Source organism: Flavilitoribacter nigricans DSM 23189 = NBRC 102662 (assembly GCF_002646595.1).
Lineage (GTDB): Bacteria > Bacteroidota > Bacteroidia > Chitinophagales > Saprospiraceae > Flavilitoribacter > Flavilitoribacter nigricans.
Genome location: NZ_PDUD01000032.1, coordinates 76,322 through 98,259, shown reverse-complemented (window position 1 = coordinate 98,259; position 21,938 = coordinate 76,322). Strand labels below are relative to the sequence as shown.

Below are 21,938 nucleotides of genomic sequence, written 5' to 3'. Positions count from 1 at the left end.
CATTAAAAGAAATCACAATGACTTTAAAGAATAGCATTTCTTTCCTCCTGTTGGTAGCCCTGCTTGTCGGGTTTTCCGCCTGTGAGGAAACCAAATACGATATAACGCCCTACACCGGAGACAACTTCTACCGCTTTACCTCTTCCGGTACGGCTATTTTTGAGGATGATCCCATGCCGATCGAGATCCCCGTGCGTTATTCCACTACGGACGGTTCCAGCGGCAGTGTAGAATTTGAGATCTCCGGCGGAGCAGCCGGCACGGACTACGAGATCCTCAACAGTAGCAATACCCTTTCGTTTGATGCCGGCAGCGGTTACCAGGATGTGATCCGCATTCAGCCGGTCTACAACCAACCGAGTGCAAGTGACGCCGTGTTGGAGATCACGCTGACCAATCCGCAGAACGGAGTTGCGGGCTTCCCCGGACCGGATGGTAATAATTCCACTTACCTGCTGACTATTAAGAACGAATGTACCCGGATACCGGTCGGTGGCACCTATGTGTCCCTGACGACCGGCCAGTCTACGGACGGATGCTGCCCGGACGAGGTGGCCAATCACGCTTCCGTGGTCACGATCACCGACAACGGCGACGGCACCTACGAAGTCAGCGATTTCAGTGCCGGTCTCTATCTGGAATGGTACGATGTTTACGGGGTAACGGCGGATCTGCCCCTGCCGGTCACCCTTACCGTAGACGGAAGTGTAGTCACCATCAGCGGTAGTGAGCCATTCGGTACCAGCGTATCCGGCTCGGGCACCTACGAAAAATGCTCCGGAGCCATCACCTATACCTGGAGCAACGGCTATTCGGACACCGGAACGGTAAGCCTGACCTTACAACAGTAAGTATCACCGGGAGCGGTGTGAGAAGGCCGATGCGGACATTGATGTGACGGATCCATCTATATCCAGGTGCACATTTACGCATTCAGCAGGACGCACTTTTTGCACGCTCCCGGAACTGTCCGGGACACCGGCCGGTGTTTCGGGCAGTTCCAACGCTTCCTTTGTCAGTCATCTGACAGAAGAGGAATTCTAAAGCAGAGATCGGGTAAATACCTAGCTCGTATTAAATTGAATCTTTTTAATTTTTTATAATTTTGATTATCAATTTTTTACAAATATTTATTTTATAAAATAACACCTATCGCTTCCCTACTCAACTGTATAGGTTCTGTGTAGGTGAAGCCCAAAAAAGCAGCAGTATCGTATTTCTGAACGATAGGATTATACCAGAAAATTCTCAAAAAAGCTCCATTCATTAGTTCGACAAAATAGCCGGTCCGGTGCTTCACCGATGATACCGGCAGCAACAACAATCACCTCTCACTAGCGGCAAAGCAATTCGCAAGACTGTTGAATTTCCCGTATCGGGTTTTGCGTATTGAGTATGGAGATCACCTGCATCGGAGACAGCATCCTTTGTCTTCCGGTCGCACCGGGTATCTCACTACCCAATACCCGCTACCCTTTACCATTTCTATCACCTAAACTGTTATCATTATGAAAAGACTTTTGCTGGTCTTTCTGCTAGTGGGTACCGCTATGGGTACCGCGCTTGCCCAACGCAATATTTCCGGAACCATTTACGATCAGGAAACCGGTGAAGCGCTCATCGGAGCCACCGTGCTCGTGCAGGGCACCACTGTAGGTACCGTATCCGACCTGAATGGTCAATACAACATTATCGTCCCGGCCGGCCGGGAGATCCTGGAATTTTCCTACACCGGCTACGCTCCACAGGAAGTGGAGATCGGTGCCTCCAGTGTGGTCGATATCAACCTCAGCGCCGATATCGCGCAACTATCCGAGGTGCTGGTAGTTGGTTACAATTCCGTCAAGCGTTCCGACCTCACCTCCTCCGTATCGGTGGTGGAAGGAGATCAACTGACGGCTCAGCCGATCGGCGGGATCGATAATTTGCTGCAGGGTACTTCCACCGGTTTGCAGGTCGTCGGTCAGAACGGACGCCCCGGGGGAGCCGCATTTATTCGCATCCGGGGAGTCGGATCGGTAAATGCCTCCAACGAACCCCTGTTCATCATCGACGGGGTCCAGGTCACCCAGGCGGATTACAACGCTCTGAACCCGAACGACGTGAGTAAAGTAACTGTGCTGAAGGATGCTGCATCAACGGCCATCTACGGTTCCCGGGCTTCCAACGGCGTGATCCTGATCTCCACCAAAAAAGGACGGCGGGATCGCAAACCACAGATCACATACAATTTCCAGTACGGGGAAAAACAACAGACCGACGATGGAATGACGCTGATGAACGGCAATCAGAAGCTCGATTACGAATTAGCGCTGGGGATCCGGACGGAGGAAGAAGCCCAGGCCATTCGCGATGATCTGGGTTTTCTGGAAACGGACTGGGAAGATGTGCTGACCCGGAAGGGCCTGGTGCGTACCCACGATCTGTCTATTTCCGGCGGTAGTGATCGCGCGAACTACCACTTCTCGCTCGGCACCTACAGTGAGCGGGGCATTACCGTGGGTTCGAGCTTCGAACGACTGACCGGGCGTTTCAATATGGATTTTGATGTGACCGACTGGCTGAAAGTGGGTAATACCTTCTCACTTAGCCGGACCGACGACAACGAGCTACGGGATGTCTACAACGTACAAAATCCCTTTGTAGCCATCTATACGTACAACCCCTACGAGCCGGAATTCGTACTGGATGAAAACGGGAACACCGTGCTGGACGAAAACGGGAATCCGGTCTACAACCGCACCCAGCAGGGATTCAGCATCACGGAAGCGCTCCTGAACAATCCCGAGAATAAAAAGCAGGCCAATGCCATCGGCAGTGTGTACGTGCAGGCGAGCATCCTGCCCAAACTGACCTTCAAATCCCAGGTGGGCGGCAACTACCAGATATACCGGCGGGAAGCCTATATCAAACCGGGCTCCATTCTGGACGGCTACATCGGCGACCCGAACGCTCCGGGCATCAAGACCGACAACGGTTCGGACCGCTTCCTCTACAACTGGTTCAATACCCTGTCCTACGATTTCACGCTGGGCGGCCAGCACCAGTTCAATGCGCTGATCGGTACGGAATACTACGAGCGCGATCTGCAATCCTACCAGATCAACGGCAAAGGTTTCCCATCGGCTAATTTTAGCACCCAGGATAATGCGGCGGAGATCACCGGCGGTAATACGGCCCGCAACCAATGGGCACTGTGGTCGCAGTTTGGAGAAGTCCGCTATAATTTTGCCAGCCGCTATCTGGCTTCCTTCAGCCTGCGCCGGGACGGTAGTTCCCGCTTTGGTTCGCAAAATAAGTTTGGGGTGTTCTATGCCGGTAGTGTGGCCTGGAATGTCGCGAGCGAGGATTTCTTCGCCGATGCCGGTTTCGACCAGTTGAAACTGCGGCTTTCCGCCGGTACTTCCGGTAACGAACCCGGGATCAACAATCTCTACTGGCAGGGGAATTATGACTTCATCAGCTATAATGACCTGACGGCTTCGCGTCCGAATCAACTCTCGAACCAAACCCTCAAATGGGAGGAGAATTTCAACTACAGCGTGGGTATCGATTTTGGGGTTTTCAACAACCGGCTTTCCGGTAGCATTGATTACTACAATCGCCGGACCTCCGATCTGCTGTTCCCGGAACCGCTATCCCGCACTACCGGCTGGACCAGCCGCCTGGCCAATATCGGTGAAATGCTGAATTCCGGTCTGGAGGTGGAAGTAGTGGGTGAAGTGATCCGCTCGCAGGATTTCAATGTTGCCCTGTTCGCCAACTTCACCACGAATAAAAATGAGATCATCAACCTCAAGAACGGTGGGGAAGACATCATCGATGTGAATAGTGGCATTACCCTGCTCCGGGAAGGGCTGCCCGTGAATAATTTTTACCTGAACCGCTACGCCGGAGTGGATCCCATCAACGGAGATGCGCTCTATCTGGACGCGGAGGGTAACGTGACCAACGTGTACAGCGCGGATGACGCTGTAGCGCTGGACGGGAAGGCTCCCCAGCCGAAGTACTTCGGTTCTTTCGGTACCAATATCAATGTGAAAGGGTTTGATCTGACCGTCAATTTCTACTATGCAGCGGGGCACTATACCTATAATTTCAACGAAAACGCCGTACTCAGTGACGGTGCACGCGGCAGGAGTCAGCACGACGTCCGGGCGCTCGATTACTGGAAAGCACCGGGAGACGTTAACGTATTGCCCCGGCCGAGCATCAACAACAATGTGGATGTATCCGATCGGTTCCTGCAAAAGGCGGATTATATCCGGCTGCGCAACGTCAATCTCGGATATTCCCTTCCGGCCCGGCTGGTGGAGAATCTCCATTTCCAGCAGATCCGCCTGTTCGTGCAGGGTACAAATCTGCTCACTTTTGCTCCGCACTATACCGGAGATCCGGAAGTGGGCGTCGGTTCGGTGGAAAATACCTACGTCATTCCGGGAGAGATCTCCTTCTTTAATTATCCCCAAACCATGGGGTGGACATTGGGTGCAAATGTAGTATTCTAAGAGACTGTTTGCAAACTTCTGCTGCCGGAGAAAAACCCGGATTTTGGCGTCAATTGAAAGCTATTTTTCACTGCATAGCCCAGCTACGGAGTTAAAAATAGGTGCAAAGTGGCGGCAAAAGCCGCGTTTTGTAACCCAGTGAGAGGTTTTCAAACAGTCTCTCAGGAATGATGCGAGGGATCAGAGGCTAAACCCCGTTATCTCACTGCAAAGGCATCAGGTCGTTCGGAGCCGCAACATCCGGATCTTTGCTAAAGATCCCTGCGGCTCTCAACCTGCCTGCTTACCGGGGTTTTAGCCCTGAGCACCGAAGCCGTACGAAATTTTTGGATATCGAATTTGGAATGAAAGTCACAGGTTTATCGGACCGATACGGTTGGATAAGCCTGTTTTTTTAGGAGAAAAATAGTCGAAATGCGGGTTTCTACCTCAGGGGAGGGCGCACAACAGGGAGCGATGTGGTAAATGTGCGACCTCCCTGAGGTCGGAAAACGCTTATCCAGGCTAAATTCTACGAATATTCGACCTCTCTGAGGTAGTACAATCTGAGGGGTAGAAATTGCGTGCATTTTTTATAAATACTTTTCGTTCAACTTAGTGCAATCAGATGTCGTGGTGCGGGTTGGGAAGCTGGCAAAATGGTGGGTGGGGGTGCTTGCTTCGTGGGAAAGATAATTTTGCCCGGCCTTTTGGGTACTCTTTTTTGGCATAAAAAAGTACGGAGAAATTTAAAAAATACCGCATGATTAGTGTGGCATATTGTACAACCCTACCTCTCTGAGATCATACACTGCCTTTTAAAAATTCGGGTTGATTCATGCCAATCAGGGGTTAAACTTGGAATCAATGTGCTTTTAGGCACAAAATGTAGGTAGCAAAATGACCATTTCCCGGCTTAGCGTGCCGGAGGTACGCCATGTAAAACCATATTGTGTACCTACGGCACGCTGAACCTCCCAAATTATTGGACGGGCTACCTATAAACTCCTGATTCGCATGAGTCATGTTTTTAAGGAGCTTGAGCTTGTAATGGCTTATTTAAGATACGATAGCGGCGCGCGGCCCCTGTACATTTTGCTTACTGGTGGGAATATTTTTGCTTTTGGGCAGGCGGATCGTAAAGGTCGTACCTTCACCCGGAGCGGATTTTTTCACGAAGATCTTACCGCGGTGGTATTCTTCAATGATCCGTTTGGCCAGTGACAATCCGAGCCCCCAGCCCCGTTTCTTGGTGGTGAATCCCGGCTGGAATACCGTTTTAAATTTATTGGAAGGAATACCCTTACCCGTATCCCAAAGATCGATACACACCTGATCGCCTTCCTGATAGATCTCGGCGCCGATCTTACCTTTGCCTTCCATTGCATCCAGGGCGTTCCGGAGCAGGTTCTCCACGACCCAGTCGAACAGCGGCGGGTTAATATCAACGAATAAAGCCTCCGCATTGGCATCCGGGAAATGGAAACTGACCTTACGCGGCGCGCGAACTTCCATATAGGAGCGGCAACCGTCCAGTTCTTTGAATACATTGATCGGCTCCAGTTTCGGCTCGGAACCGATCTTGGAGAAACGCTCGGCCACCAGTTCGAGGCGGCGGATATCTTTCCCCAGCTCATCCACGACGCCCAGCACTTCCCGGTCGTTCTCCCGGATTATTTTTAGGTGCTCCATCCAGGCGATGATCGCGGATATGGGCGTCCCCAACTGGTGGGCCGTCTCTTTGGCCATACCAACCCAGACGCGGTTTTGCTCACTCCGGCGGGCGGCATTGATGCCCAGATAGCCGAAGAAAACGAAGGCAGCGATCAGTAAAAACTGGACCAGTGGGAAATATTCAAGTTGGGTAAGTACTTTCGATTCTTTGTACCAGATGTAGTTGCCGGAGGCATTAATGGGCGTGAAACCGGATTCGCGCAGTTTCTGCATCTCTTCCCGCAGGTACTTTTCGGTGGATTCCCGGAGCTCGGTACCTTCAGTACTGTGCATATAGGTCTCCATATCGATCGCCTCTCCGAAGTTTTTCGTCCAGAATATATTGTCCCGTTCATCGGTGATGATCAACGGAATGGTCTTATTCGTATTGAGTACATTGGAAAAGAAAGTGAAGTCGACATACTGGGCTTCCTCATCGTCCACATCGGAAATGGCCAGATAAGCACTGGCTACGTTTTCCGCCTGCTGCCGCTCGGATACGCGTAGTTCTTTCGCCAGGTGATTGGAAAAATATAGCGACACAGCTACAATGATCAACCCGAAGATCGCTAAGTAGATACGCCAGCCCGACTTTTGACCGTAAATATTCATAGACTAATTAGTGCAGGCCGGTAAATGTCGGCCAAAACACTAATATAACAGAATTTTAAGGCTTTTGATTGTGTCGGCCGGACAGATTATTTGCGGGAAAATGGGGAATGAGAAAACCGGAATTATACGAATCAGGAGTAAATTTTGAGCGAAGGTACCTTTAGGCCTAAAATATAGGGAGTGAAATGATCCTTTCCCGGATTAGCGTGCCGTAGATATGTAATATGGTTTCACATGGCGTACCTACAGCACGCTGAACCTATCGAACTATCGAACGGGCTACCTCTATCACGTCCCTCCGGGACTTTTCGCCCTGGATTGGCAGGAATTATCCCGATTTTCACATGATCTCTACTCGACTTTAGCATTTTAAGCAGTTCTATAAATGAGAGCTATCAAATGCTCAGTAAAGTCATTATTTAATTTATGCACATCCGGGTTTATAGCGGATGTATGAAAATACATTGGAGCCCAGGTGCGCCTTCGAACCTGGGGAGTAGCATCCGAAAAAGTCGGATATCTCCAGGGCTACGCCCTTCACCGATCTGATTCGAACCACAGCCCTATAAATATTTCAGGGCGATGCTCTTATAATCCTCAGCGGCGTAGCTGCGGAAATATTTTATTTTGCAGCGAAGGGCGTAGCCCTGGCCATAGATTGCCAAGAATGTACCTTTTTCTTCATTATTGATTGAACCCAATGTCAAAATGCTAAAGTCGAGCTCTACCAGCGAATGATTGCTACCAGTCAATGCTTTGGCTTTTGTTGCGAGCGGTTTGGCCAACTCGCTTACCCGTAACCCGCAATTATTTGGTATTAAGGCTCCTGATATAAACCTTTTGATTCTTCCGAATATGCCAGAAAATTCGGAATGATCTCCGGGCCCCGATACTTAGAGCCTATCCATAAGCCGTTTTTGATGTCGAAAATGACTTAGTGAGAACCCAAATCTGGTTATTTTAAGACCAAAGGATGGTTGCTGGATAGGCTCTTATTCCACCAGATCTTCGATCTTCATCTTTTTGGCATCCCAGTACTCATCCTTGTGGAAGTTGTAGGCGGAAGGTTCGTAATCCCCTACGAGATCCACTTTGGCCGATGCGGGTACTTCCAGTCCCATCAGATAGTAACTGGCGTTTACCAGTAGTCTGCGGACACCTTCGTTGGTCAGATCCGTAGAAGAGCCGATCGTGGAAGTAAAGGCCATGCCCTGCTGTCCGCCCGGCAACTGATAGGATTTGGTCCAGGCGATCGGCATCATCGGATCGTTGGGATTATAGGGTTCCTTGGCGGCCGGATTGTTGTTCGCGATTTTCATATCCGTTGAACGCAGCCCGTAGAAAGCATCCTGATCATTGAACTCGCCGTCCCGGTCCACTACCTGTCCCATGATGATCGGCTGGGCGTCTCCCGGCAGGGGCAAACGCACACCGTACACATCGGTAGGGCCCCAGATGTCGCCGCTTTCCAGTCCGCTGGTGATCGGATGACCGGCAGCGCCGTCGGCGATGAGGCCGCGGGTACTCTGGTGCTTGTGGTGTCCGTGGTGCGTATGCCAGCGTTCTCCCAGAACGAGCCGGCCGAAACCACCGTTCCAGGGCGAACCTTCTTCTTTGTAATAATTCCCCCAGTGGTAATACTGGTGGGTCGTATCCTTATAATTAAAGGCATGGGTGGAGGTACGAATACCGATCACCGGTTTTCCCGCCTTCAGATATTCTTCGAAATGCATCATCTGATCCGCCGGCAGGTTGCGGAAGCGGGTGAATAGCACCATCAGGTCGGCACCATCCAAAGCTTCCAGTCCGGGGATATTCCCGGTAAAGTTCGGATCGACGACTCCCGGTTCGGCGGTATCCTGCGCGAACAGTACGGTGCAGTCGAAGCCGTGTTCCGTCGAAAGGATCTTCGCCAGTTGGGGCAGCGCTTCTTCCGAGCGGTATTCCTCATCACCGCTGACCAGCACGATCTTTTTCGGTGGATCTACCGGTTTCTCGGCGGCGTAATTGATCCACAGTACAGGACCGTCATCCTGGCTTACGACTTCTTCTCCCTGATCGACATCACTGGAACTGCCGCAGGCCGCCAGTATTAATAATACGGCCAGGGCAATCCAGGTTTGAAGTTGGTTTGGTCTCATAATTCTTTATGGTTGAAAATGTACTTTTGGTTAATGGCTTTTCCATCCAGCAGGTCAATCGTGTTCTGTACGGTGAGCACACACATCTCGTTGTAGGTACGGGCGGTGAGGCTGGCGGAATGCGGTGTGATCAGGACATTGTCCATTTGCAGCAGGGGATCATCGGTGGCCGGTGGCTCTACCGCCAGCACGTCCGCTCCGAAACCGGCGATCAGTTTACGATCCAGCGCTTTGATCAGTGCCTGCTGGTCGATCACCTCGCCGCGGGAAGTATTGATCAAAATGGCATTGGGCCGCATCCGGCCGAAAGCTTTTTCGTCGATCAGCTGGTGGGTGCCCGGCACCAGAGGCAGGTGCAGGCTCATGATATCCGACTGGTATAACAATTCTTCCAGCGGCAGAAAATGATAGTCTACCCCTTCCTGCTTATGGGCATCCCAGTACACCACGGACATCCCGAAAGCCGAGGCCAGCCGGGCTACCTTTTTACCGATATTGCCCAGTCCGAGTATACCCAGGGTCTTTCCCCGGATCTCGTCCCCGTCGTAGGTTTTCCGGATATCCCAGTTATTGGCCTTGACGGCGTGGACGGTGGAGAATAACTGTCGCTGCAGCGCCAGCATGAGGGTCAGGGCGTGCTCCGCCACGGTATCGGCGTTGATCCCCGGCGCGTTCACCACTTTGATCCCCTTCCGGGTGGCGGCATCCACATTGACATTATCCAGGCCTACTCCGCAACGCGAGATCACTTCCAGCTTCGGACAGGCGGCGATCAGAGCCTCACTCACATCGCCTTTACCGCGCGTTACGATCGCGTGGACAGGATTCGCTTCGGCCAGAGGTATGCCGGAAGTCGGCGTTTCTGCGACCAGTACGTTCAAATGCTTATTCAGCAGCAGATCGGCGTGATCGCTGACCGATTCCAGTAATAATACGTTCTTCTTCATGAATGGATGCTTCTATGATTTGGGAGGCGGGCGCGCGAGCAAAGCCCGACAGGATATCTGCTAAAGACTTCCGGGCTACTATTCTGCTCAAACTATGCCGCCGTCCTCCCGCGCAGGCAGCTTACCACCTGTTCTTTAATTGGCCTTACCGTGGTAGAGCGTGGCGTTTTCGCTTTTGTAACCACGGAAATCGTTACGGCCGGAAACATACAGGCCTTCCTGGTAGAGCTCGTCTTCAAAGATAGCCGGATCAACTTCATAACCGGGAGGAGAAGAAATCTCCAGCAGGTTATTCGACGGATCGCGGATAAATAGCTGCATGGCGCCGTCCGGCAATTGCCGCACTTTACCCCAGGGCTTGATATCGATAATGCCCAGCTCTTTCACCCGCCAGAAGAAAGGATTGAAATCGTCGACCATCAGGCAGATGTGCCCCCGGAAGGATTGGGCATCTTCCCACTCCGTAAGATGAAGCTGTTCTTCCTCATTGATCTTGAAGAATGCCGTTGGATAGTCAAAGACAAAGGCAGCAATGACTTCCAGGCCCATTTCTTTTTCGTAGAACTCAGCGGCAGCTTCCAACTGATCTACCACCAGGGTGACATGATTGATCTTGGTTAGTTTTGGCATGATACGTTGATTTTAGATGCCTGGCCAGAAGATCACCTAATTGGCGATGCGATCTGATCCGGCCAGGCATTGCTGTTGAAGGGTATTAGTGATCGTACTTTGAAGTCCGGTCCGAAGATCCGGTGATTCCAAACTTACGACTAATGACTTAACTATTGCTTGTACTCCTTAACAAAATCCCAGTTTACGGTCATCCCCAGACCGGGATCCGTCGGGGCCAGGATCTGTCCGTCCACCGCCTGGATTTGCTCCTCGACCAGGTCGTACATCATCGGATTACCTCCGGAGGAGAATTCGATGACTACCGCCGAAGGACTGGCGAAGGCGATATTCACACCGGCCATGAAGGACAGGGCCGAGCCCCAGCAGTGCGGTGCCAGTTCCAGTTGGTAGGCAGCCGCCAGCGCCGCTACCCGCCAGCTTTCCGTGATCCCGCCCATGATGGCCGAATCCGGCTGGATGACGTCCACCGCGCTCAACTCGATCAGTTCGCGGATATTGAAACGGGTAAATTCACTTTCACCGGCTGCGATCGGGATGGTGGTCATTGCCCGTACTTCGGCCGTTCCTTTCTTATTGTCGGGCGAGATGGGTTCTTCCATCCAGTAGAGATTACAGTCCTCTACTCCCCGGCAGAAACGCTTGGCTTCCGGTACGGAAAAAGTACCGTGGGCATCGGCCATGATCTTAATATCCGGCCCCAGTGCTTCCCGGGCGGCTTTCACCCGTTCGATACTGTAATCGACGGTTTCGTCCATCACGCCTACGCGCATTTTGATCGCCTTAAAGCCTTTGGCGGTATACCCCAGCAGCTGTTCGCCGATCGCATCCGCTCCGGCCCAGCCGCCACTGGCGTAAGCCTCCATACGGTCGCGGATGGCTCCGCCCAGCAATTGTACCACCGGCACGTTTAGCGATTTGCCCAGGATATCCCAAAGGGCCATATCCACACCGCTCATGGCGGAAACGGTCAGCCCCCGGTTACCCAGGATGGGGAACACTCTACCCCTCTTTATGGCGTAGTGGTCGCGAACGCCGTTGTACATACGTTCCCACAGCTCGTTGATATTCCTGGCGTCCTGGCCGATCAGTATCGGTGCCAGTTCATTTTCCACGCAGCTTACGATGGAAGCACAAACGCCCGAGGAACCTACCGCTGCCTTCGCTTCTCCAAAGCCCTGCAATCCACTTTCCGTGGTGATCACGACCAGGGTCATATCGAAAGCCGTAAGCAATCCGTAATCCGAACGGTGCTGCTTCGCTTCCGGGATTGGACACCTCAGCCAAAAAGCTTCTACTTTGGCTATTCTCATATTTTTTTCTTGTAGATCCGGCTCCCGGCCGGATATTTCCTGGCTTGCTGTTAATGCCATAGAATAGAATTGATTTAAAGGAAACAGGTTGTTTGTGGTAATCTCCCCGGGACAGGGACCAGCCTACAACAGCGGACGCAAAGTATCGATGGACTTTTGGGTCAGCATGCTGTAGAACTCTTCCGTAAAAGCGGAACTACCGTGGTCTTCCAGGAATTTCAGTTGCTCGGGGGACAATCCCTCGGGGTTTTCATCGATACTGCCGGGGTAAGGCGTAGCGGGGGTACGATCCAGCGGCGGACAGAATTCGACGGATAAAGCGCCATCGTAGCCCACTTCTTTTAAGGTAGATACGATCTTGGGCCAGTCGATGGTGCCCATACCCGGAGCCATGCGGTTGTTGTCCGCCACGTGGAAGCCTACCAGGCGTTCCTTGGTGCGGTGGATCGCGGCGACGGAATCATCCTCTTCCATGTTCATGTGGAAGGCGTCCAGGCAAACCCCGCAATTGGGGCCGACGGCTTCCGCCAGCGCCAGGGCCTGATCTCCCCGATTGATAAAATAGGTCTCAAAACGGTTGATCGGTTCGATGCCCAGCAGCAGGCCCGATTTTTCGGCGAAGTCATAACATTCTTTCATCGACTCCACGGCCCACTCCCACTCTTCCTCCGGGCGGGAATCCGGTACGATCTTACCCACGGTACCCGGTACTACGGACACCATATGTCCGTCCAGTTCCTTCACCATGGTGATTACATCCTTTACGTATTGAATGGAAGCGGCGCGTTGGGCTTCTTCTTTGGCCAGCAGGTTACGTTCTTCCATCATCAGGGTTACAGATCCCCAACATTTCAGTCCTTTACTTTTCAATAACTGGCGCACGTATTTGGTATCGTACTGATCCGGGGTACCCTGGATCTCCAGAGCGTGGTATCCCTGGCTGGCGATACGGTCGATGGTCTTTTCCAGTGGTTCGGCGCGCATCCAGTTGTGAATGGCTAGGTGCATATCTTTCTTTTTATTAGTGGTTTACAGTATATCGGTACCGGTCATCCGGTATCCGGCCCTGAATTTAGCAATATCTTCGGGATCCGAACGCTTCACTACCGGGAACTCTCTACAAAGGATGATCCTTCAGTAGTTCTTCCGGGGAATAGAAGCCGGTTTTATCCGCGGTTGCATCTCGTACTTTTTTAACGGTTTCCGCCTTGATGATCGAAGCTTCATTGTTGAAAGCATTACGCACGTAGGTCAGTACAGCTGCGATTTCTTCATCATTCAGTAATCCGCGGTAGGGCGTCATGGGTACCTGCCCCGGGTAGGTCTTGCCTTTCACTTCAATTGGTCCGTACAATCCGTTCAAAACAATTTTCACAAGACGTTCTTCGTCACCGAGTACCCATTTGGTATCCGCCAGTGGAGGGAATCCGGAAGCATCCAGTCCTTTCCCGTCTTCCTGGTGGCAGGTAGCACAGAATCCTTCCCGCTCGTAAATTTCCTTACCTTTTGTAAAGGCCGCCAGATCAGTTCCTTTAAGATTGGTTTTCACCGCTTCCTCGGCTACCTGTTCTACCGAGCGCCCGTTCAGGTGAGCCCGGGCCGTAGCGAAGGCAGGTTCCAGCCATCTATCCATAGGCATTCCTTCAGCGGCATCCAGCACGGCCGCACCGGCTTCGGGTTTCAGCCAGGAAGCAGCTACGACGGCTTCCATCCGGACGCGACCGTGATCGTCGCGGGCCGCTTCGATCAGCAGATCGGTTTGTTCCGGGATCTGATGTCCAACGTACCGAAGCGTACGTACGGCGGAAGCCCGCACCCGGTAATCATCAGATTTCAACAGGCGTTTCAGCAGAGAAGGCTCGATGCGATTCAGGCCCCAGCTCACCCACATGCCTTCCAGCATATGGTGCTCGTACTGTGGATCGTTGCGGTCCAGGTTATCCACCCATTTGCGCAGACTGTGCAGCACTTCGTCGGCATCACGGCCGCGCAACTCCCGGCGGGAGCGGTAACGGGTGCGGTATTCGGGTAGTTTTAAATTTTCGAGCAGTTGCTCAATGGACGCGCCCGCGACGGGCGCCGGATCCACCAACGGCCGGGACGGATAAGTGATCCGATAGATCCGGCCGTGTTGGTGATCACGCAGCGGATCCCGGGCGTTGTGCTGCATGTGGCCGATGAGCACATTGTGCCAGTCTACCAGATAAAGCGATCCGTCCGGAGCGAATTCCATGTCCACCGGGCGGAAATTCCCGTCGGAGGACTGGATCAGGTTATGCCGGAAATGCAGCCGGTATCCGGTCGTATCGTCAATGACCTGGTGCTGCTTCATTCCGAGAAAACCAATGGTATTGTTGACCAGCATATCGCCCTGCACTTCATCCGGAAAATGACGACTGGAAACAAATTCCAGTCCGGAGGTCGGACGTACGCGGTGTTCTTCTTCTACGAGGCTGAAGCTCTTGTTGTGGGAAACGCCGTAAAGCGGTTTGATCGTACCCGGTGTCATCCAGCGGATATCCGGTCCGGAGGTTTCGGCAAAGAAGGGCTGTCCCCATTTGTCAACCGCAATCCCCCAGGGATTGGGAATGGGGATCTGAGCGGTCCGCTCCAGATGACGGCGCTGGGGGTTGTAGCGGTAAAAGCCGCCATTGGTACCCCGTACCGGTCCGTAGGGCGTTTCCACATTGGTATGCAGGAATACCCCTTCACCCATAAAGAAGGCGCCCGAAGGATCGGCCGTAAAGGCACTGATCACATGGTGGGAATCGTGGTCGTCAAAACCACTCATGATGATCTGTTCCGTGTCGGCGTGATCGTCGCCGTCCGTATCGGTATACAGCATGAGGTTGGTACCCTGAGCAATGTATACCCCCTCCGGAGCAAATTCAAAACCGGTCGGCAGGTGCAGACCGCCTTTGAAAATAGTCTGCTTATCCGCTTTACCGTCTCCGTCGGTGTCTTCCAGGATAAGTAGTTTGTCGTCCGGTCGCTGGTCGCCCGGTTTGTAGTGCGGATAACTCGGCATAACGGCTACCCACAAGCGGCCCTGATTATCAAATGCGATCTGTACCGGATTGGCCAGATCGGGAAAATCTTCTTCCGAGGCAAAAAGCTCGACCTGGTAACCCGGCGCCATAGTGAATTTACTCAGCGCATCTTCCCCGTAGAGATAATTCGGGTCGCCGTTTTTAGTATTTTGCGGCGTATAGTTGGTCTCAACCGGCGGCAGGGTGCTGGTCTTGGCGTCCGCGGCGGCCAGATCCATTTTCTCTCCGTGTACGGCCTGCCAGATGGCCTGGTCCCGGATAGCGGTCATCTCCCGGATCTTGGCCAGTTCGGCAGGATAGTTATCCGGCCCGAAAGGGTTGTAGCGACGGCCGAAAACGTGTACCCCATTGGGGATCTTGTAATCATTGTGCCACAACCAGTTCTTTTCCATCACCGCCGCGTGGATCATCTCCCGGTGCTCTTCGGCCCGGGCGGGTGTATCGCCAAAGAGTTTGTCGACCAGATAGGGGCCTAATTTTTCGTAGCCGGCATCGGTCAGCTGGAAGCCGTCCGTAGTCAGCGGTTCCTCCGCATCCGCGATCCATGCCTTGCTCGGCGTGTACACATCGACGAAGAGGACCTGATGACTGTCTGCTACTTCCTGCATCGCTTTTGTGTATAGTTGCAGGTTGATATTTTCCTGTACCCCATCGGGCAGATCGTAGCGGTCGGAAAGGTCTTCAAAGGCAATGGGGGAAACCAGAGCCAGCTGGGGCGCCGACTGCCCGTTGTATTTTTGTTGCAGGGTGTGCTCAATAAAGGCGGCCAATTCTGCCTTGTAATTTTCCAGGCCTTCCTCTCCCTGAAAGGATTCGTTGTATCCGAAGAAACCGACGATGATGTCCGCTTCCAGTCGGGTGATCCACTCGTCGGGCGTTTCGAAATGACCCTGGCTGCCGGATTTGTGCGCCAGTTCCGTCTGGAAGTTCTCCGCGCCCGGGAATGCCCAGGGGGAGACCCGGCCGGAGTGCGGCCGGAAGCCGGGCGTGTTACCGCCATCGCACATATTGCGGATCACGAGGGAACTGTCCGGATAACGGACGTACATCTCCGTTTCGAAATGACCGAAATTGAGCATCCGGGAACCGAGGTTATTCCCCACCAGGACGATGTGGTCGTTCTCGTGCAGACTCAGGTGCCGGTCCGATGCCTTTTCGCAGCCGGAAGACAGGCAACTGAGTAAGCCTAAGATAAGGAAGAAAGGAAAAGCATTTTGCAGCTTTAGCAGAATTTGGTTAAAAGCCATTCTCATTGAAAATATTCTTGAACCAGCAGAGGATACACCAGCTGGCATTTGGTAAAAGGAAGACGGTGAAGCTAATTTTTTCCCGTACAAAAACAAAGCCTTCATCATCTGGACATGAGCAAAATTAAATCATGAGACTCGATCAATATAGTATTATTTTTGCCTTCTGATACACAGTTTTTGCAAATTAAATAAGATGGTATTGACCGGTGCTTCCTACCTAGGCTGAAACGGCACCACTGATGATCCGGCCGGAAGAGGTATACTACTGGAAAACTTGGATTGCAGCTATAGTTCGGTATATTAGACTACACTACTGGACCTTTTGCACTAATCAGGCGAAGATGGAGAGACTAAGAGGCAGGGAGTGTGAGCGTTGCGTTTCGCCCCTTCGACTTGTCTTCCATTCTCCTGGACTTTACTCATATTTTTTCTTTTGTCCAGTAGCTTTATATTAGACCTGGCGAATTTCGCACAGGATTTGAAGGTATTGCTTATTTCGGGCACAATCGAGACATTTTGAGGAGTCATCTAACACTGCTGGGGCTGCTTATTGGTTTTGTGACTTCCGGGCTATTCGCCCAGGAGCAAAATCTGTTGAATTCTGCTAATGATACGATATCCAGTCCCATTTTGCGGATCGATCAGCAATGGGATACCGTTATAGATCTTGAAAACTATCTTTTCGTATCCTATTCACCCGCCGGAGAAATTCCTGAACAATGGAGCAAATGGGAGGCGAATTCAGAGGTAAATCCCCGCCAGGGAAACCTTTGGTACCGCTTCGTATTAGCCAACCAGAACCCCAAAGAAGTTAATGCTATACTGTATTTACACGATCTGCCGGAGGTCACTGTTTATCATCGCCTGAATAATGATCCTGCGCTGGATACCACGCTGGCCGGAACCTCCTTGCCTTTTAGTCAACGGCAACTTCTAAGGGGAAAGATCCTGGAAGGTATTGGGTTTAGTGCTCAGACCCAACTTGCTCTATCCTCCGGAACCCACCAATTTTTCTTACGTACCAATATTCCTTTCGATCAAATGATCAGGCCGCAGCTGAGTTTATGGCCCGTTAATACCTGGGATACGGAAACCACCGCTCATCGGGAGCATTATCTGCTGTGGCAGGGGATCTTGTTCGGTGCTTTATTGATCCTGAGTTTATACCACCTGTTGATCTTCTTGCAAAAAGGGGACAAAGCTTTTTTATGGTATGCGCTGTACACCTTTTTATGTTCGGTTATTTTACTGAACGAGACGGGCGTCCTGCAAATATTCTTGTTTACCGAACACCAGCAAATTCATGCGCTCATTAAGGAATCCCTTGTCCTTTCCCTAACAGTGACCATTCTCTACTTTTTATTCATGCGAAGTTTTGTCGGCTTAAGCCAGCTCCTGCCTAAACTGGATCAGTTTTTAATCCGGTTTTTATGGTTTTTGGGGATTTCCGGCTACCTCCTGGCTTTGATCTACTGGATATGGGGAAGCCATCTGGCCCTATCGATCGGGCGCATTTTCCCGGTCCTGACTTTGGCAATCGGGCTCTATTACATCATTGCCATTATTAAAACGAAAGACCGACTGGCCAACTATTTTATTTTAGGGAGCATTTTCCTTGTATTAGGCGTTCTGCTCAACACTACCTTTTTTTTACTTTCCTCCTATGACCTGATCGAACCGCTGCCTTTTCCCAGAAATTATTTCACGGAGATCGGGATCGTTATTGAAATTCTCATTTTTTCCAATGGGCTCGGGTATCGCATGCGGTTGCAGGAAAAACAAAAGCAGTACATCGAAGAGATCAATCAGGCGAAATCAGATTTTTTCGCCAACATATCACACGAATTTCGCACGCCGCTCACGGTCATCATGGGAAGTGCCGACCAGATTAAAGGCAATGAAAGAGAAAGAACTTTAATCCGGCGCAACAGCAAAAACCTCCTGGGACTGGTCAACCGCCTGCTCGATCTATCCAAACTGGAAGCTGGCACGCTAAGGCTGAATAATCTGCAGGCCGACATCATTCCCTTTTTACAATACCTTACCGAATCATTTTACTCTCTGGCCGAAAGTAAGCGGATCAAGCTGGTGTTCTATTCCGAAGAGAAAGAGCTGATCATGGATTTTGACGAAGAAAAAGTCCAGCAGGTCATGTATAATCTGTTATCCAATGCTTTAAAATTCACGGAAGAAGGCGGCAAGGTGATTGTGCATGTTTGTCAAACAGAACAACATGGAAAGCAGCACCTGCAGGTAAAAGTCCGGGATTCCGGCATTGGTATCCCCGCCGGATCCATCTCTCAGATCTTTGACCGCTTTTTTCAGGATGCGACCAATAGCGCCAAAATTCACCAGGGTTCCGGCATAGGTCTGGCTTTTACTAAAGAATTGCTAGGCTTAATGGATGGCGCGATTAGCGTGCAAAGCGAGGAAGGAGATGGCAGCGAATTCACTTTTCTTATTCCGATCAGCAAAAATGCCCCTTTTTCAACACCAGCATCCAACCTGATACAAGCTGACCTGGCAAAGGATCAGGCAGATACGACCGGCCGGCCTGGTCTAAACCGGATTACTACCGGGGAAAAAGATGAATTACTGATCATTGAAGATAATGATGATGTGGTCAGTTATCTCCAAAGTCTGTTGGAAAAAGATCATCAAATTGCAACTGCCAGAAATGGCCAGCAAGGCATCGAAATGGCCTTTGAAAATATACCGGATATCATCATCTGTGATGTGATGATGCCGGAAAAAGACGGTTATGCAGTTTGCCGGGAATTAAAACAAGACGAACGAACCAGCCATATTCCCATTATTCTACTCACGGCTAAAGCCAGTCCGGAGGACCGGATAAAGGGGTTGGAGATGGGAGCCGACGCCTATCTGACTAAACCTTTTAACAAAGAGGAATTGATGGTGCGGCTGGAAAAGCTTTTGCACTTAAGGCGAACCCTGCGGGCAAGATATGCCGATATGAAGCATTTGTCTGACGCAAAATCAGATCCATCCCGCAAAAATCTTGAAGATACTTTTCTGCAAAAACTGCAACAGGTAGTAGCAACACGCCTCGATGACCCCACTATGGGGGTAGTTGACCTTTGCCGGGCCGCCCGACTCAGCAATATGCAGGTCAACCGAAAGCTGAAAGCCCTCACCGGCAAAACTCCTTCCCAATTTATTCGGTCCATACGTTTGCAAAAGGCCCGGCATTTGCTGGAGACAACCGACCTGAACATCTCCGAAATCGCGTATGACGTCGGTTTTAAAGACCCGAACTATTTTTCAAGGAGTTATTCCGAAGAATTTGGCCACCCACCCAATGTTACACGCAAGTAACTGAAATTCAGCTCCTTCAAACCAAAATAATTTTCCCCACGTGAAATAAGTGCTACTTTTTCCCGGCCCCTGTTAAATCCGTGAAGAGATTTGAGGAATAGGTGAAGTATGCCCTGCCCCTATCGCCACCATCTTTGTAAGGCCAACAGGCAATTTCATTTTTTCACCCAAAATATTCACAAATGAAAACTCCAATCTTAAATCACCAGATTTTCAGATCACTTCCGAATTATCCTTTTATTTATCGAAAAAGCCGGAACGGGTCAACTGTTTTACGACTCAGCCACCTGATCGGTATTTTTATCCTTCTATTTGCCGGTACCTCGGGCACCGCCCAGATATCTACTTCCAACTATTATTATTTGCAAGCCGTTCACAGCGGCAAAGTGGTGCAGCTAGCTAGAAATAGTAATGATAATGGCGTCCTCATTAACCAGTGGGATAAAACCGGTGCGACTACCCAACAGTTCAAATTTGTCCCAAAAGAGGACGGCTATTACAACATCGTGGTGCGCAGCAGTGGAAAGTTGCTCGATGTTTCTCAGGTTTCCCAATCAGACGGAGCGGTATTCCACCAATGGGAATACTGGAACGGTGATAATCAAAAATTCAAATTAGAGCCGGCCGGAAACGGAGTCTATTTTATTCGCGCCAGGCACAGCGGAAAATATCTGGATGTCAGCCGGGTTTCCCGGGAAAATGGAGCAGTGCTGCACCAATGGAGCCGGACCGGTGCCGGTAATCAACAATTCAGGCTTCTTCCTGTAGTTGAAAATACCCCTCAAAACGACAATCTATTGACTGCCGAGCAGCAGGCCATGCTGGAAAAATGTGTGGGCAAAGGCTACCGGGCGGAAAAAGGTTACGCTGATCTAAATTATGCCACCCGGCCTTTATTCGTTCCTCAGGAACTGGCCAGATATGCAAGCGTTCAGGAAACCGGAAAATTCGAAGGTCGCATGGCACAGGGTAGATCGATCAGACAATACAGCAATAGTTTATCCGCAGCGGCTTCCATTGAAGGCAGTTACGGACTTTTCTCAGCGGGTATCAGTACCAGTTTCAGTTCCAGTTCTACCCAAAGATCGGACAATTCATTTTTTACCTGGAACCGGGTCATTGGTTATTACCGATTGGATATCGATCCCGATCGCACCGCCCTGTTACCGGAAGTAAAAAATGATATCAACTATATGGCCCCCAATGATCTGTTCGACAAATACGGTACTCATTTTATCCAATCGGCATTCATCGGGGCCAGAATAGCCTTTAACACGTACATTAACCGGAGCGAGTTTACGGATGAATCGGACTTTGAAGCTTCCGTTAAAGCTTCCTACGGCACAGTTTCCGGAGAAGGTAGCGTAGGAACAGCCAATAAGACTTATCAAGATGAGTTTACTAAAAATGCTTCGGTCCAGGTTTTTGGCGGGGACCCTGCTCTGGCAGAAGCTATTGAGCGAGATAAAAACAATAGCCAGTTCTACACCAACTGGCGTAATACGATCCGTCAGCAAATGACCTTAGCGGATTTTGGTGATCACGGTCTCCAACCTATCGCCGAATTAGCCGCTACGGATGTAAGAAGAAATGAGCTGAAAACTGCGATGAAAAAGTACCTGGAAGACCATGGTACTCCGCTTCCGGAACCGGCACCGGTCATCAGACAGAACAGTACTTTCGTACTTAAATCAAATGACGGTCGCTACCTGACCCGGCCAATCTTCAAACCTTTTCCGCAAGCTTACTATCCAATAATGTATGTTGCAGAAAACATTGGGGATTTCAGAGTGGCCGGGCGATTTACCTTCAATCCATATTCGCCAGCCAACCTGGTACAAAATAATAATGTAACCATTATGTTCCAGGAAGATGAATTGATGCCCCACTGGACCGAGGGAAACAGGGATAAAGAACAAAATGCTGATTGGATTAAAAAACGATTCCTGAAACTGGGAGGCATTATTCCGTTTGCTCACTTCTGGGATCATGATGCCTGGGCGCAGTGGACGATCCAAAAGGTAGGCGCCCAAAACGGCGCGACTATTTACAGTGGGGATGAGGTTTATATCTATCATATTGGCACCAAAAAGTACCTGACTACCCTGGAAAGTGGTGCTATTGGGGTGGAGGAATCCAAACAAATCCCTACCGGAATGCGGGATGATAAGTTTATCTGGAAGATCATCGTAAAAGATAGTGGATCTGAGACTGTAGCCAGATAATACCGAGGTCAGGATCATTTGTAGAGTACCTTAAGATAACCGGGCCGGATTCACCTCAATGTGAATCCGGCCCAGGTTTTTGTTGCAGCCAATGGAAAGTTAAGAAGTTAGGGCACCTTTCTTTCCTATAGGATATCCGGAAAATTTATAACTAGAGCGGTTTCAGACCGGGTTTTGTCTATACCCGGCCGCAATTGTCTGATTAGGAAGAGGGATTAGCTTACCTTTAAAGGA

Annotated in this window: 11 protein-coding genes; 4 read left to right on the top strand and 7 right to left on the bottom strand. The window is 50.8% G+C overall.

Annotation, left to right across the window (positions count from 1 at the left end):
* Positions 1 to 17 precede the first annotated feature (17 nt).
* Entirely contained in the window at positions 18 to 851 is an 834-nt protein-coding gene (locus CRP01_RS27255) for a hypothetical protein (protein ID WP_099153224.1), read from the top strand.
* Between the two features lie 657 nt (positions 852 to 1,508).
* Positions 1,509 to 4,508, top strand: coding sequence for a SusC/RagA family TonB-linked outer membrane protein (locus CRP01_RS27250; RefSeq protein WP_099153223.1), 3,000 nt, complete (start codon positions 1,509 to 1,511; stop codon positions 4,506 to 4,508).
* 1,038 nt (positions 4,509 to 5,546) lie between these two features.
* Here CRP01_RS27250 and CRP01_RS27245 read toward each other — a convergent pair.
* The 7 genes from CRP01_RS27245 to CRP01_RS27210 all read right to left on the bottom strand — a co-directional run bounded on the left by CRP01_RS27245 (position 5,547) and on the right by CRP01_RS27210 (position 16,140).
* Positions 5,547 to 6,812: a sensor histidine kinase gene (locus CRP01_RS27245; RefSeq protein ID WP_099153222.1), complete on the bottom strand. Its 1,266-nt coding sequence runs from the start codon at positions 6,810 to 6,812 to the stop codon at positions 5,547 to 5,549.
* 992 nt (positions 6,813 to 7,804) lie between these two features.
* A complete protein-coding gene (locus tag CRP01_RS27235) occupies positions 7,805 to 8,953 on the bottom strand; it encodes a ThuA domain-containing protein (RefSeq protein ID WP_099153220.1) in 1,149 nt (382 codons plus the stop codon).
* Complete coding sequence (locus CRP01_RS27230; protein WP_099153219.1) at positions 8,950 to 9,900, bottom strand: 2-hydroxyacid dehydrogenase; 951 nt, start codon at positions 9,898 to 9,900, stop codon at positions 8,950 to 8,952. Before CRP01_RS27230 ends, CRP01_RS27235 begins: the two co-directional genes overlap by 4 nt.
* A 135-nt stretch (positions 9,901 to 10,035) precedes the next feature.
* Positions 10,036 to 10,530: a VOC family protein gene (locus CRP01_RS27225; protein WP_099153218.1), complete on the bottom strand. Its 495-nt coding sequence runs from the start codon at positions 10,528 to 10,530 to the stop codon at positions 10,036 to 10,038.
* A gap of 152 nt (positions 10,531 to 10,682) precedes the next feature.
* The gene (locus CRP01_RS27220; RefSeq protein ID WP_099153291.1) at positions 10,683 to 11,843 is read right to left on the bottom strand and encodes a mandelate racemase/muconate lactonizing enzyme family protein; all 1,161 of its coding nucleotides are present in this window, start codon (positions 11,841 to 11,843) and stop codon (positions 10,683 to 10,685) included.
* Between the two features lie 123 nt (positions 11,844 to 11,966).
* A complete protein-coding gene (locus tag CRP01_RS27215) occupies positions 11,967 to 12,851 on the bottom strand; it encodes a sugar phosphate isomerase/epimerase family protein (RefSeq protein ID WP_099153217.1) in 885 nt (294 codons plus the stop codon).
* Positions 12,852 to 12,960: 109 nt separating this feature from the next.
* The gene (locus CRP01_RS27210) at positions 12,961 to 16,140 is read right to left on the bottom strand and encodes a PVC-type heme-binding CxxCH protein (RefSeq protein WP_099153216.1); all 3,180 of its coding nucleotides are present in this window, start codon (positions 16,138 to 16,140) and stop codon (positions 12,961 to 12,963) included.
* A gap of 519 nt (positions 16,141 to 16,659) precedes the next feature.
* Between CRP01_RS27210 and CRP01_RS27205 the strand changes: the two genes are divergently transcribed.
* Positions 16,660 to 19,479: a response regulator gene (locus CRP01_RS27205; protein WP_143473551.1), complete on the top strand. Its 2,820-nt coding sequence runs from the start codon at positions 16,660 to 16,662 to the stop codon at positions 19,477 to 19,479.
* A gap of 182 nt (positions 19,480 to 19,661) precedes the next feature.
* Entirely contained in the window at positions 19,662 to 21,704 is a 2,043-nt protein-coding gene (locus CRP01_RS27200) for an RICIN domain-containing protein (protein ID WP_099153214.1), read from the top strand.
* Positions 21,705 to 21,938 lie beyond the last annotated feature (234 nt).

Excerpts from the sequence above, each read along its gene's own strand:
- CRP01_RS27230 (WP_099153219.1), bottom strand. The coding sequence starts at position 9,900 with ATGAAGAAGAACGTATTATTACTGGAATCGGTCAGCGATCACGCCGAT.
- CRP01_RS27220 (WP_099153291.1), bottom strand. The coding sequence starts at position 11,843 with ATGAGAATAGCCAAAGTAGAAGCTTTTTGGCTGAGGTGTCCAATCCCG.
- CRP01_RS27200 (WP_099153214.1), top strand. The coding sequence starts at position 19,662 with ATGAAAACTCCAATCTTAAATCACCAGATTTTCAGATCACTTCCGAAT.
- CRP01_RS27215 (WP_099153217.1), bottom strand. The coding sequence starts at position 12,851 with ATGCACCTAGCCATTCACAACTGGATGCGCGCCGAACCACTGGAAAAG.
- CRP01_RS27250 (WP_099153223.1), top strand. The coding sequence starts at position 1,509 with ATGAAAAGACTTTTGCTGGTCTTTCTGCTAGTGGGTACCGCTATGGGT.
- CRP01_RS27235 (WP_099153220.1), bottom strand. The coding sequence starts at position 8,953 with ATGAGACCAAACCAACTTCAAACCTGGATTGCCCTGGCCGTATTATTA.
- CRP01_RS27210 (WP_099153216.1), bottom strand. The coding sequence starts at position 16,140 with ATGGCTTTTAACCAAATTCTGCTAAAGCTGCAAAATGCTTTTCCTTTC.
- CRP01_RS27255 (WP_099153224.1), top strand. The coding sequence starts at position 18 with ATGACTTTAAAGAATAGCATTTCTTTCCTCCTGTTGGTAGCCCTGCTT.
- CRP01_RS27245 (WP_099153222.1), bottom strand. The coding sequence starts at position 6,812 with ATGAATATTTACGGTCAAAAGTCGGGCTGGCGTATCTACTTAGCGATC.
- CRP01_RS27225 (WP_099153218.1), bottom strand. The coding sequence starts at position 10,530 with ATGCCAAAACTAACCAAGATCAATCATGTCACCCTGGTGGTAGATCAG.